Source organism: Mucilaginibacter sp. R-33, assembly GCF_049949235.1.
GTDB lineage: Bacteria > Bacteroidota > Bacteroidia > Sphingobacteriales > Sphingobacteriaceae > Mucilaginibacter.
In genome coordinates this window covers 4785694-4798835 of record NZ_CP188089.1, presented here as the reverse complement: position 1 = coordinate 4798835, position 13142 = coordinate 4785694, and the positions used below count along the sequence as shown (strand labels likewise).

The 13142-nt window shown below is 40.4% G+C and carries 12 protein-coding genes; 8 read left to right on the top strand and 4 right to left on the bottom strand.

The genetic code is table 11. From position 1 onward, the window contains the following. Positions 1–9: 9 nt before the first annotated feature. From ACP26M_RS19665 to ACP26M_RS19650, 4 genes are all read left to right on the top strand, one after another. A complete protein-coding gene (locus ACP26M_RS19665; protein ID WP_426582536.1) occupies positions 10–864 on the top strand; it encodes a tetratricopeptide repeat protein in 855 nt (284 codons plus the stop codon). 303 nt (positions 865–1167) lie between these two features. Then, entirely contained in the window at positions 1168–2718 is a 1551-nt protein-coding gene (locus ACP26M_RS19660) for an Rne/Rng family ribonuclease (RefSeq protein ID WP_426582534.1), read from the top strand. A gap of 430 nt (positions 2719–3148) precedes the next feature. Beyond that, entirely contained in the window at positions 3149–3832 is a 684-nt protein-coding gene (locus tag ACP26M_RS19655) for a hypothetical protein (RefSeq protein ID WP_426582532.1), read from the top strand. Positions 3833–3897: 65 nt separating this feature from the next. Further along, positions 3898–4137 carry a hypothetical protein gene (locus ACP26M_RS19650; RefSeq protein ID WP_176628779.1) on the top strand — a complete coding sequence of 80 codons (240 nt, stop codon included), beginning with the start codon at positions 3898–3900 and terminating at the stop codon, positions 4135–4137. Between the two features lie 147 nt (positions 4138–4284). On the opposite strand, the gene ACP26M_RS19645 is transcribed toward ACP26M_RS19650, so the two are convergent. Next, the gene (locus ACP26M_RS19645; RefSeq protein WP_176628780.1) at positions 4285–4524 is read right to left on the bottom strand and encodes a hypothetical protein; all 240 of its coding nucleotides are present in this window, start codon (positions 4522–4524) and stop codon (positions 4285–4287) included. A 132-nt stretch (positions 4525–4656) separates the two neighbouring features. Here ACP26M_RS19645 and ACP26M_RS19640 point away from each other — a divergent pair, with 132 nt between their 5' ends. The 4 genes from ACP26M_RS19640 (at position 4657) to ACP26M_RS19625 (ending at position 8781) form a co-directional block, all read left to right on the top strand. Further along, a complete protein-coding gene (locus tag ACP26M_RS19640) occupies positions 4657–4824 on the top strand; it encodes a hypothetical protein (protein WP_354486956.1) in 168 nt (55 codons plus the stop codon). 124 nt (positions 4825–4948) lie between these two features. Beyond that, the gene (locus ACP26M_RS19635; protein ID WP_426582529.1) at positions 4949–5404 is read left to right on the top strand and encodes a hypothetical protein; all 456 of its coding nucleotides are present in this window, start codon (positions 4949–4951) and stop codon (positions 5402–5404) included. Between the two features lie 136 nt (positions 5405–5540). Further along, entirely contained in the window at positions 5541–6566 is a 1026-nt protein-coding gene (locus ACP26M_RS19630) for a hypothetical protein (RefSeq protein WP_426582527.1), read from the top strand. Continuing rightward, entirely contained in the window at positions 6496–8781 is a 2286-nt protein-coding gene (locus tag ACP26M_RS19625; protein WP_426582525.1) for a hypothetical protein, read from the top strand. Before ACP26M_RS19630 ends, ACP26M_RS19625 begins: the two co-directional genes overlap by 71 nt. A gap of 101 nt (positions 8782–8882) precedes the next feature. Here the strand turns inward: ACP26M_RS19625 and ACP26M_RS19620 are convergent, their stop codons facing one another. The 3 genes from ACP26M_RS19620 to ACP26M_RS19610 form a co-directional block, all read right to left on the bottom strand. Beyond that, on the bottom strand, positions 8883–11036 hold the full coding sequence (locus ACP26M_RS19620; protein WP_426582523.1) for a peptidase domain-containing ABC transporter: 2154 nt from the start codon (positions 11034–11036) through the stop codon (positions 8883–8885). A 3-nt stretch (positions 11037–11039) separates the two neighbouring features. Further along, positions 11040–12206, bottom strand: a complete 1167-nt coding sequence (locus ACP26M_RS19615; protein ID WP_426582521.1) for an HlyD family secretion protein — start codon at positions 12204–12206, stop codon at positions 11040–11042. 353 nt (positions 12207–12559) lie between these two features. Further along, a complete protein-coding gene (locus tag ACP26M_RS19610; protein WP_426582519.1) occupies positions 12560–12796 on the bottom strand; it encodes a Blp family class II bacteriocin in 237 nt (78 codons plus the stop codon). Positions 12797–13142: the final 346 nt, after the last annotated feature.

Genomic DNA, 13142 nt, shown 5'->3' with positions numbered 1-13142 from the left:
TACGCCATCATGAATAAAAAACAAATAGTCGTTAGTGCAGCCGTAGTTGTTATTATGGGCTATTTGTATTGGTTGCCCGTAAAAGGTTTGGTAAAACCAAAAGACGATAAAAACGGCAAACCGGCCATGGCCGCCTCTGCAGGCGCCGCTAAACCGGCAGCTAATGTTACCGTTGATATGGTATCGGCCCCTGCCAAAGCAGCTATTGGGGATGCATTGGCGGCTAAGATAAATGACCTTGAAGCCCAGTTAAAAAAAGCATCAGACGCAGATGCGCCAGCTTTGCAAGCGCAGCTTGCCAAGCACTGGGATGATGTTAACCAGCCTGCACCAGCAGCGTTTTACTACCAGGCATTAGCCCGCAAAGAAAACAAGGTACAAGACTGGATAAGCGCAGGTAACCGTTTTAATGATGCATATAAACTTACACAGGATACTTTATTTCAACCTGCGTTTGTGAATGATGCTGCCGAAGCATTTCAAAATGCTTTGAAATTACAACCCGAAAGCCTTGAAGGCAAAACCGGGTTGGGCATAGCTTATGTTAACGGCGCAGCCGGCCCTATGCAGGGTATTGCGCTGTTGCTTGAGGTTGTTAAAAAAGACCCGAAGAACTGGAACGCTAACCTTAACTTAGGTATGTTCGCCATGAAATCGGGTCAGTATGAAAAAGCGGTAAGCAGGTTTAAAACACTGCTTGCGCAAAAGCAGGAACTGGAACCTACTTTTTATTTAGCCGAAAGCTATAAGCAATTAGGTATGAAAAAGGAAGCTATCGACGCTTACCAGAAATGCAAAGAAATGATGCCTGACCCTGTTTTCAGTCAGCGCATTGATGGATATATTAAGGAATTAAATAACTAACACACATTTAAAAATTATTATTATGCCGAGCGGTAAAAAACGTAAAAGACACAAAATGGCTACCCACAAACGTAAAAAACGTTTAAGAAAAAACAGACATAAAAAGAAATAAGCATTTGTGTTAAGTCGGTAGTACTTAGTCTTAAGTTTAAAGTCAAAGACTTTGTGCTTAAGACTAACGACTTAAGACTAAACGTTAATGTTTTACCTGCCTCAAATACGGGGCGGGTACTTTTTATTATTAGTGTTTTTTACCCACTTATTAACACACGGTTTTTACCGTTATAAGAAATGGAGTAGCAATTGATAAAAGAATTAATTATCGATTCATCCCCCAACGGGGCTACCATTGCATTATTACAGGATAAACAACTCGTAGAGCTTCACAAAGAACAGGTAAGCAACAACTATACAGTTGGCGATATTTATCTGGGCCGTATCAAAAAGATCATGCCCAGCCTAAATGCCGCCTTTGTTGACGTTGGCTATGAGAAGGATGCCTTTTTGCATTATCTTGATCTTGGTCCGCAGGTACAAAGCCTGCTTAAGCTAACCAAGCAAGTACGTAGCGGGGGATATCAGTCAAAGCTATTGGATGGGTTTAAGCTTGAGGCCGATATCAATAAGGGAGGAAAGATCTCTGAGATATTAACCAAAAACCAGCTTATCCCGGTACAGATAGCTAAAGAACCCATATCAACTAAGGGGCCGCGTTTAAGTTCCGACCTGTCGATAGCAGGGCGGTATGTTGTTTTAGTACCCTTTTCGGAAGCAATTTCTATTTCGAAAAAGATAAAAAGCAACACCGAGCGTACGCGGCTTCGCAAAGTAGTTGAAAGTATTAAGCCAAAACATTTTGGCGTTATTATCCGTACAGTTTCCGAAGGTAAAGGGGTTGATGAGCTGCAGAAAGATTTGCTTGACCTGATCTCGAAATGGGAACAGTTTATTACCAAGCTGCCTTCTGTTGAGCCTTCAAAAAAGGTATTGGGCGAAATAGGGCGCACATCAACTATCCTCAGGGATATCTTGAACCCTGATTTTCAGCATATTTATACCAATGACAATAGTATGTTCGAAGAAATTCGGTCATACGTTCATGAAATATCGCCCGATATGGAAAGTATAGTCCGACTGCACAAGCACAAGGAGCCTATATTTGAGCACTTCGGTATCGAGAAACAGATCAAAGGCGCGTTTGGAAAAACCGTTAACCTTGCCGGTGGCGCTTACCTGGTAATTGAGCATACCGAAGCCCTGCACGTTATTGACGTAAACAGCGGTAACCGCACAGCCAGCAAAGAAAACCAGGAAGAAAACGCTTACCAGGTAAACAAGGAAGCTGCCAAAGAAATTGCAAGGCAGTTACGCCTGCGCGATATGGGCGGCATTGTGGTGATTGATTTTATCGACATGCACAAACCGCAGAACCGTAAAGAGCTTTTTGATTTTCTGCGTGCCGAAATGCAGTACGACCGGGCCAAGCACACCATTTTGCCACCAAGCAAATTTGGATTGGTGCAGATCACCCGTCAGCGGGTAAGGCCCGAAATGAACATCGTTACCAGCGAGGTTTGCCCTACCTGTAATGGTACAGGTACTATTAGGCCAACCATTTTGCTGATGGATGATATTGAGAACAACTTCAATTACATCCTTACCGAGCAAAACGAAAAAGGCATAACTCTGTGCGTACACCCATATATAGAGGCTTTTATTAAAAAGGGCATTTATAACCGCCAAATGAAGTGGTTTATCAAATATGGCCAATGGATAAAGGTTAAAAATAACCCATCGTACCAGATCACGGAATTCCATTTCTTCTCATCAAAAGACGAAGAAATTAAACTGTAAAAATTCAGAAGTGCAACTGTTTGAAAATGGCACAAATTAAAGATCTTTAAAAAGAGCAGGTGTTTGGATGAGCATCTGCTCTTTTTTGTTTTTAGGGTACTTTAAATCCAATTCAAAACAGTGTTACCTGTCGTGGCCGTCGCTGTGTTCGGCATATGTATCAGGGGCCATAGCCTTACGGTAGCAGGGATTACGTCGGTCTTATGTTGGTTAGCATTTGGAATAAGTAACAAACCTTGCTATTGCCAGTCTTTAATCATATCTTGCTCATCAATGATCAATTCTCACATAACCAAACTCAATTGGTGGCGTCACAGCTTTGTGCAGCCGGTATCATAATGACTATCGGGTATTAGTCCTTTTTTCAATATCCTTCCGGCAGTATCATTATACAGGTCCGTTTTTTTTTATCCATAACAAAATTATAATAATGGCTTTTGAATTAAATAGCGTTGTGCCCTGGGGCCGCACGTTTACCGAATATCAGCAAATGTTTAACCTTAGCGCCGGTGATGTTATCAAAAAGATCGTCAGTATAGGTGATGGTCCGGCAAGTTTTAATGCGGAGATGCACGCAATGGGTGAGCGGGTTATCTCCATCGATCCTTTATATCAATTTTCGACTGATGATATCCGAAAACGGATTGATGAAACCTGTGTAGAAGTGATAGGCCAGGTGAGGGCTAACGCCGATAAGTTTGTTTGGAACAACATTAAAGATGTGGAAGAACTGCAGGAAATAAGAATGACTGCGATGAACCATTTTCTGCGGGATTTTGACCAGGACTGCTTTCGGCAAAGATATATTAAACATGCCATGCCCGCTAAAACCTCTTTCGCTGATAATGCATTTGAGTTGGGCCTAAGCTCTCATTTTTTATTGCTGTATGATAATCTGGGGTTAAAGTTTCATACAGAAGCGATACGGGAGATCATGCGCATATGCCCCGAATTGCGGATCTTCCCAATATTGAACCTCAATGCCGGGGCTCCTGTGTTTTTTGACGAATTACTTGACGTGCTTGGCCGCGATTTTAATATTGATATACAAAAAGTAAACTACGAATTTCAAAAAGGAGGTAATCAAATGTTGGTTATTAAAAACAAGATATAAGTAAATGTGAAAAATAGCCCCGTTGGATCTGATGTTTTTAAAACCAATACATTTATTTTTGAGATATGGAGATAATTGATAAAATAAAAGAGATTTTCGAGCCTAACTTCGAAGTTTTGAAGGTAACGAGATCTGGCCCGGATAGCTTAAACGCCGAAGCCTTTATTACCATTGAGGCAAAGCACGAGGGGAAATCACATAAACGGGTTTTTAGGGAGACTGAACTTGTAGCGTTAAACGCCGAAGGTAAGTTAGCTGAAACAATAAGGGCGCTGTGCGCCGTAATGCTGACATCAGAAGAGTAGATCTTGTTTAAGTACCGGTACGTTTCCCTCTCATATATAACATTTATAATGGTGGTTGTGCTGTTTCCAGTTGGTTCGTGCCGACAACCCTGCTGGTCGGAGTTTGCCGGCTGCTTAACTCCGACCAGTTAGGGCCATACAATCTTTTCAGGTTGCCTGATGATGTACCAGGTCTGCCAACTCGTCCACATCGGTTTTATGTTTTTTCTTTTTGGGGTGCTTGGCTTCAAGATAGTCCTGGACGTGTTCTTTTTGTGGGCCGGCTGTTTCATCTGATTTTTTACCACGCAAGTAAAACCAGATCCCCGCGCCTGCTGCCAAAACTCCTGTTATGCCGGCTGTGATCCATAGTCCGGTATTGTTTTTTTGTGCAAATAGGTATTTCATAGCTTTTTTCTTTATAGCTGAACAAGCTACGTTTCATTTAGTTGTAATTAATTTAAAAAGACAATTATTTACCCGGTGGTTAAAACCATTAAAGTACGCCGTTGTTAATCAGTTACATCTAATAAAAAAGCTATGTCAAAAAGAGGCGTAAAAGTGGAAAGGAACTCTGTATCAGAGCAGCCACATGAATTGAACTACGAAGCACGCAAAGAAGGAACAACCGCAAAAAAGGTAGAAGCGGCAAAGAAATCAGCAGGCTCCAACCAACGAAGTGCAATTGAAAAGAAATTGAATAAGTAAGGTATTAATGGTCTTGTACTGGTCGAAGTTAAGCTGTTGCTAAATTTCGACCAATTGGATGACAAATGAGTAAAGTGTTGTTATTATTTTTTATGTAATTTACATCTTATAATTGATCTATAAGATGAAGATAGTGATCATTCTTGCATTTGTTTTTCTCATACCTATAAAGGGACAATCGCAAGACCTATTAAATAAGAACAAAGAATTTATAAATACCTATACAAAAAAACAAAATGCAAATTTAGTTTTTGATAAAATCATTACAGGCATAGGAGATAAACCCTTTCGCTCGTTAGTTTATTCCTTTAATAAAATACAAAAAGAAGAAAAAGGGATTTATCAAATGACCTTTGATCTGCAAGATGACAAGTGTTTTAGATATTTTATAGCTTATAAATCCAATAACTACAAAGCCCCCCTAATCAAAAAGTTTAATGCTCCCAACTCAGGCCTAAAAAGAGAAAAAGGAGAGTCAATTTGGAAAAACGACATAGAAAAATTTGAGGTCAGGATAGCTGATACTCGGAGGGGCAACGTTCAGGCAGCTATGTTCATGTTAGTAATAAGTAAAAGATGAGGGAATCCGTTTAAAGCCTGCGCTACCGGTTGAAGTTACGCTGTGGCTTAACATCGACCAGTGCAGTTATTTCCCTTCAGCAATCTATCGAAAAATCCCGTACTTTACTCCCCATAAAATAGTCTGCTGCTTTATTATGTTTAAATCTCTTGGTTGGCTTGCGGTTGTAGTTTTGCTATTTCCGTTAACCTCCTGTAAAAAACCCGGCAATGCCTCAACTGCATTCTATTACTGGAAAACCGGCTTCAAGCTCAATGAACAGCAAGCGGCCTTACTAAAACAAACCGGTAACAATGCCTACATCCGTTTTTTTGATGTAAGCTGGAACGATAAAGAACAACGCTCATATCCAAATGCCGTTGTGCAACTCAATGAGTTCCCGGTAGGCTTAAATATTACTCCGGTTATCTACATCACAAACAAAACTTTTGAAAACACTGCAGATACTGCTGTAGTCAGCCTTGCGGCACATTGTAATAAGTTGATCAATGAACTTGCCGTGGAAAGGAAGATCAACTATACCAAAGTACAGGTTGACTGCGACTGGTCATTAAGTACACGGGACAAATACTTCAGCTTCCTTAAAGCATTTAAAAAGCTAAACCAAAAACGCCTGGAGGCTACAATCCGCCTGCACCAGGTTAAATTTAAAGACCGTACAGGTATACCACCCGTTGATGCAGGCGTACTGATGTTTTACAATATGGGCAAGCTCAATGCCGATCTGCAGCAGCCCAATTCAATATACAATAGCGATGATGCGGATAAGTATATCGCTTACTTAGGCAGCTATCCTCTGAAGCTGGATATTGCCTTGCCTTTATTTTCCTGGGCCATTCATATCAGGGAGGGGCGCGTGATCCAGGTATATGGAAAAATAGGGCGAAGGCAACTTACTGATCAGGTTCATTTTGAACCAATTGAGGGGCAGACAGATTACCGGGCCAAAACAAGCTTTTTTCTTGATGGAATTTATATCAAACAAAATGATATTTTTAAACTTGAAGAAACGGACAGCAATACATTGAACGCTGCTGCCCAACAATTAACACAGCATCTGCCTAAACAAAAACATACAACTATCATTTACTATGAACTGGCCAATATCGACCTTTCAAAATTTAACGAGGAAACCATTACGCAAATTTCTGCTCGTTTTTAGCCTATGCACGCTGGCCATAGCCGGAGTGATCTGGGCCTGTGCCGACTCGTACGAGGAAGAATATTCCGTTTTCACTCCCGAGTATTTTGTCAACAAGCAATACTCCCCATTCTTTTACACCGGCAACGAGGTTTACTATGGCTTAGGCTATACGGATGGGAGCAATACCTGGTATAACGATATTATTGTTGACGAATGGTACGATCATTTTAACCATCAATTCAGCAAAGCATCACTTCAGTACCTGCTTATTAAAGCCAGTGCCGGCGCTGTTGATTCTATCTCCCGAAAATCAGCCGGCGCGCTCAAAGTATTGCCCGCTAAATACCCCGTTATGAGTACCGGTACTGTATCAGCAAAAATGCTCAAAGCTTTTTATAGCTACCTGAAGCTGGCCAAAAGCAGTGAGGCTTATTCGGTAAATGATCAATATTATTCGTGGGATAAGGTAAAGCCCAATCATTCGCCGGTAAAGCTGGCTTCAACGCTGATTAGTGCCTTCGATGCCGAAACAGATCCTTTTATCAAGGAGCGTTTATGGTTTCAAGCCGTTCGTTATTATTACTTCCTGGATAATTCGTCGTCGGCAATAACTGTTAAATTGTTTAATCAGTTCAAAGAACATTTTCCTAAAAACCTCATTTACTACCGTACAATGGGCTATGTAGCCGGATATTATTACAGGCAAAAAAACTACGCCCTATCAAACTACCTGTACAGCCTTTGTTATGATTACACTTATAAATTAAAGATTCCGAGTTTCTGGAGCTTCCACCCGCAAAATGAAAGTGATTGGAATGCCACACTCAGGCTTGCCAAAACACCGGAAGAAAAAATAACCCTATGGCATATTATGGGGGTACAATATGACGCTGCAAGGGCTATAAAAACTATCGCGGCTATCAACCCAAAATCCGAAAAACTGGACCTGCTGCTAAGCCGTCTGATCAATATCAGGGAGGCCACAACAGGAGGCGGCAAACCAGCCGATTCAGTAATAAAATCCGATAACGATGGTAAACGGCTTGTTGAAAACATTGCCCTTAAAAATAATACAGCCAAGTCTTACTATTGGAACCTCGCGGCAGGTTACCTTAACTTTTTGGATAGCAACTACACCGCAGCCGGTAAGTTTTATACTACGGCAAAAAGCCAGTTCCCTGCCGGCGATAAAATGATCGTAGCGCAGGGCAAGTTGCTCGACCTGATGTTATATATCAAAAACCTTAAAAAAATGGATGCCACTGCGGAGGCAAAATTAACGGAGCCCCTTAACTGGCTTGCCAACCTGCGTGATAGTAAGATTAAGATCAAAGATCTGCGGTTTGATAATGCCATTTCGGTTTGTAACCTTGCCATATCGCGGCTTTATAAAAAGCAAGGCAACCTAATCAAGGAGGTATGTTTTAACAACAGTGCGCAGGATTTTTATACAGATAGTGCCCGGGTACAGCATATGATAGATTTGCTGAATAAGCCGGATAAAACCGCTTTTGAGCAAACAATGCTGCGTTACTACCCAATAACGCTCAATAATTTATACTACCATCAGGCTGTCGCATTAGCCTATCAGCAAAAGTTACCTGAAGCTATTGCTCAACTCAAAAAAATGAAGCCCGAAGATTTTGTGCTTGCAGGCAACCCCTTTACCGGTAGATTAGTTGACTGCCATGACTGTGATCATGCAGCCCCGCAAAAGCAAAAATATACGCCGCTAAGTTTTCTGCAAACGCTTAATACTATAAATACAGAAATTAAGCAAGGCAAAAACGTATACAGTAATGCTTATGCCATTGCGAATGCCTATTACAATATCACGTATTACGGTAACGCCCGGTTGTTTTACGAATCGGATGTGGTAGCTACCGGGCCAACCGGCCGCTATTATTACGAAGGCGAACAGCGCATGGATGATAAATTGACATCGATGCAAATTGCGATGAAGTACTATCAACTGGCCCGCACAAACGCCACTACAGATGAACAGCGAGCCCGCTGTACATTTATGCTGAGTAAATGTGCCCTGAATGAAATATATAATGATCCGGAATTTAAAGGTGCCGATAAGTTTGCTAATATAAAGGCCAGTCAGCAGGTTACGGACGCGTATTACAAATACTTTGCTGAGTTAAAGGGCAAATACAACAACACGGCGTACTACAAAGAAGCATTGAAAGAGTGCGGTTATTTCAGGGATTATGTGGATAGGAAGTAATTTGCTGAAGTGCTAAATGAATAGCTTTGCAGGGGGGATTAAGACATAAAGTAACTTCTAAATAATAGTTTTTGGAACGAAAAGCCATTTTAATAACATGGCTATGCACTATGGTATTTCCATAATGAGGAATAGTGTGTTTCTTCAGTAATAAGTGTTTCATGCGATCCCTGCTCAATTAGGCGCCCATTTTGAAGTACCAGTATTTCATCGCAATTTTTAATGGTAGAAAGCCGGTGTGCTATAATGATAATGGATTTACCCTGTTGTTTAAACCATCGCAGTGCATCTAATACTTTCTGTTCGCTTACCGGGTCAAGCGATGATGTAGCTTCGTCCAATATTAATATTTCGGGGTCCCGATAGAGCGCGCGCGCAACAGCTATGCGCTGTTTTTGACCGCCTGATAAATTTGTACCCTGTTCATCAATTACCGTGTAATAATTTCCTGGTAATTTTTCTATAAATTCATTTATCCCCAACAAATTGCATAGCCCAATTACCCTTTCTATCTTTGGTTCATAATAACCGATGGCAATATTTTCAATAATGGTTCCGGCAAACAGGTCGGTTTGCTGGGGTACTACACCAATTGCTTTGCGTAAACTGCTGTTGCTTATGTATTTTATATCGAGGCCGCCAATAGTAATATTCCCTTCATTTAAAGGATAAAGATTTTGCATTAAGGAAAGTAAGGTTGACTTGCCGCTACCACTTTCTCCTACAATTGCCGTGCTCTTGTGTTTGGAAATATTGAGGTTTAGCTTATCAAAAACGGTTGTGCGGGTACCGTATCTGAACTGCACATTATTAAATTGAATATCCCCGATCATTTCGGGCGTTAAGGCCACTTTGTCATCGTTAGAAGCTTCAATTTCCAGGTCAATAATTTCAAACAAACGATCGGCAGCTATCAGGGCGTCCTGGATATTTTTATTGGCATTGATAAGTGCTGCTGCAGGGCCTGTAAAGTATCCGATCAGGGCGTAAAAAGAAAGTAATTCGCCTGGTGAAAGTTCACGCCGGATAACAAAATAACTACCTGCCCATAAAATGCTTATTGTGAACAGGCGTGTAAAAAAGTCGGCTGCATTACTCAGGTGAAAACTTTTTATGCCGCTGCTATAAATAGATCTTAACAGCTCAACAAACCTGTTTTCGGTTTTTAAGCTGGCATATCCCTCCAATCCAAACCGTTTTATAGTTCCGGCGGCATTGATACTTTCAACAAGCTGCGCCTCAAGTTCGGCACTGTTTTCCATTAACTCCCGCTGCCACTTTTTATTAACCCGGTTACTTATCCAATAAATTACTAAATAAACCGGGACTATTGCAAGCATGATAATAGCCAGTTTCCAGTAATACAAAAACATAATAGCTATTGAAAATCCAATTATCAACGTGTTTACCAGCATATTCATAGCAATGTCGTTGATAAAAACACGAATCTTTACTGCGTCGTTCACCCTGCTAATAATTTCGCCCACACGCATGGTATCAAAAAAACGCTGCGGTAATTGCAGTAAATGTTTATAATAACCAAGTATCAAATGTGCATCAATCATTTGACCGGTGCGCATACTGATCAATGTTTTAAAGTAGTTGATGATGATTTGAAAAACAAGGATGACAATCATCCCCACGCTCATCATATTCAGCAATCGTGAGTTTCCGTCAACAAGTACAAAGTCAATTATCTTTTGAACATATACAGCCATGCTCAGGCCCAACAGCGTATAAATTACAGCGCCGATAACTGCCTGCACCATCATGGTTTTGTGCGGGGCCAGCAGATGCCAAAAACGCCTTATATTTGATTCTTTTTCATTTCCCTTTGTAAAATGCTGATCGGGCAATAACAGTACAACTACACCAGTCCACTCGCTTTTAAACTCTTCGATATTTTTTTTTACTATAACACCACCGGTTGGGTCCATATAAACAACCTGCTTGTCGGTAACTTTATAAATAACCACATAATGTTGCAATCCGTTTTTCAACACTAAATGGACGATAGCCGGTAAAGGGATCTTAACCAGGCTTTCAATAGTCCCCTTAGCTCCTTTAGCCTGAAACCCTAAACGGCCTGCAGCCTCAATGAGTCCTGTTAAATTAGTTCCCTTTTTATCAGTACCGGCATACTGGCGTATGCGGCTTACAGGTAATTGTAATTGGTAGTGGGCTGCTATCGAAGCCAGGCAGGCGGCTCCGCAGTCGGTAATGTCCCGCTGTTTTATTTTTATTCCTTTCCGCATTTGTTATAATTTATTGTCGCTTTGAGGAGCAGAGGGGTTTAACCAGTCATTTACATTATCCCACAGTAATTGCCAAAGTGTGCGGTTGCCTATTATAAAACGTGCCTGAAATGTTAAGCCTTTTTTTAAATGACCGGTAAAGCCATTTTTTAAATGTACCTGTAGCTGATCAAACTGGCAGCGTATTTTAAATACCGAACTGTTGTTTATAACTGTGTAGTCGTCATCTATTGTTTTGATTTTGCCGGTTACTATTCCAAAATAATTATAATTAAAGGCATCTACCTGGAAACGTACATTTTGCCCTATTTTCAACAATCCTATATCTTTTGGAGATACGTAACATTCAGCAATCAGGCTGCCTCCCGGAGATACTGTACAAATAACTTGATTGGGCTGCAGCACCCCTCCGGCATAAAGCGTATTCAAATCTTGTAATGTGCCGGATACAGGGGCTTTTATTTCATAATAAGCAGCATTGTTGCTTACCTGGGTCCGTTCATCTTTATACTGGGACAACTCCAGTTTGTAACGCATCATATCCTGCTGCCAGCTATTTTGTTGCTCAACTTCAAAAGCTTTATTATTAGCTTTGGCTTTATCGAAAGCGATACTAATATCAAAATACTCTTTATTAGTTATTACTTTACCCTTTAATAAAGCTGCATCTATATTATATTCATTAGTAACCTGTTTCAGCGTTGCGTCCTGATCTGCCTTTTGATGCAAGTAATGGATAAGTTGTTCCTTATATAAAGGAGTTAAGAGTTTTTTTAAAAGGTTTTCTGAAAGATTGCCTGAAGTGAGTAAACTAAGATCATGTAAGGCTTCTTCATGCTGGGTGGTTTCAAAGCGATTTAATATCTGCTTGCTTTTTGAAGTCGGGTCTTTTATTCGCAAAAGTATTGCTCCCTTTTTAATTGCATCACCTTCATGGTAATATATTGTATCAATTATACCCCCTATAGCTGTGTTTACAGCAGTACGCTCGCTTGAAGGACGAGTTATTCCCGGCGCGGTTACTGCTATGCTTGTTTGTGCTATTGGTAAGGCAATTAAACCGATGATAATAATTGCTAAAATGAACCAGTAGAGTATATAGTTGCGCTTACGAAATGCCGGCAAATAGCTTATAGTAGTATCTGAAAGTTGATCGATAGATGTAAACAAGATATTATTATTAGGATATAATATAATTCCAGGCCCCTCATATAAACAAAGGACCTGGAAAAGGCACAATCTCATTGATGCGAAAATGTGAATTCAAAAAGAGTGATTGATAACGGTCTAAGACGCGCTATTGCCAGCCATTCTATGCCGATTTATAAGCCCTATGATAATAAATATCAAAAAGATAACTGTGCCGAATATGCTTTTAATCAACTTACTGTTATCTCCTGTTTCCAACGAATTTATTATTCCAATAATGCCAATAGCAAACATAAAAAAGCTTATTAGCAAGCCACCTACATGTCTGAGTTTTTTCGTTTCCATATGATTTGTTTAAAGCCTGTTTAAGAAAATTAACTGGCGAGTAAACCGCCGCCGATGGCTCCAAGAATGGCACCGCCAACTGCGCCAGCTACATTACCCACTCCCGGTATAATTGTACCAACAGATGCACCTGCCTCTGCACCGGCAAGCGCACCAACAATTGCTCCGCCAATAATATGGGCCCAGCTGCCTCCGTCGATGTCGAGTAATTCATTGGCGTCAATGGCCGTCATGCCATAATCGTTTAGATTCAATAGATTTTCCATAAGATTTGTATAAGATTTAATTTGTTTTGTGCCTACTCTGATAAAGGTTTTCGGCATTCCCTATGTTGGCCAAACAATATCTCAAGGTATTATATAATTATTATTCCAGAAAATAAATAAATGATTTGTCAAATATCTTCATCAAATCTTCATTTTAAAAAGGACAGGCTCCTGTGATATGTATGAGCCTCAATTTAGAGCCATCCAAGATTTAATATCTGAAAAACTACAGGAGAAAAGAATGATACAGATTTTGATGGCACGGTACTTTTCTCTAACTAATTTGAATGACTCAATTGTTGTAATTGCTAAATAATTTAGTAAAAATCAAAATAATCTGCATCTT

Excerpts from the sequence above, each read along its gene's own strand:
- ACP26M_RS19665 (WP_426582536.1), top strand. The coding sequence starts at position 10 with ATGAATAAAAAACAAATAGTCGTTAGTGCAGCCGTAGTTGTTATTATG.
- ACP26M_RS19655 (WP_426582532.1), top strand. The coding sequence starts at position 3,149 with ATGGCTTTTGAATTAAATAGCGTTGTGCCCTGGGGCCGCACGTTTACC.
- ACP26M_RS19650 (WP_176628779.1), top strand. The coding sequence starts at position 3,898 with ATGGAGATAATTGATAAAATAAAAGAGATTTTCGAGCCTAACTTCGAA.
- ACP26M_RS19645 (WP_176628780.1), bottom strand. The coding sequence starts at position 4,524 with ATGAAATACCTATTTGCACAAAAAAACAATACCGGACTATGGATCACA.
- ACP26M_RS19640 (WP_354486956.1), top strand. The coding sequence starts at position 4,657 with ATGTCAAAAAGAGGCGTAAAAGTGGAAAGGAACTCTGTATCAGAGCAG.
- ACP26M_RS19635 (WP_426582529.1), top strand. The coding sequence starts at position 4,949 with ATGAAGATAGTGATCATTCTTGCATTTGTTTTTCTCATACCTATAAAG.
- ACP26M_RS19630 (WP_426582527.1), top strand. The coding sequence starts at position 5,541 with ATGTTTAAATCTCTTGGTTGGCTTGCGGTTGTAGTTTTGCTATTTCCG.
- ACP26M_RS19625 (WP_426582525.1), top strand. The coding sequence starts at position 6,496 with ATGAACTGGCCAATATCGACCTTTCAAAATTTAACGAGGAAACCATTA.
- ACP26M_RS19620 (WP_426582523.1), bottom strand. The coding sequence starts at position 11,036 with ATGCGGAAAGGAATAAAAATAAAACAGCGGGACATTACCGACTGCGGA.
- ACP26M_RS19610 (WP_426582519.1), bottom strand. The coding sequence starts at position 12,796 with ATGGAAAATCTATTGAATCTAAACGATTATGGCATGACGGCCATTGAC.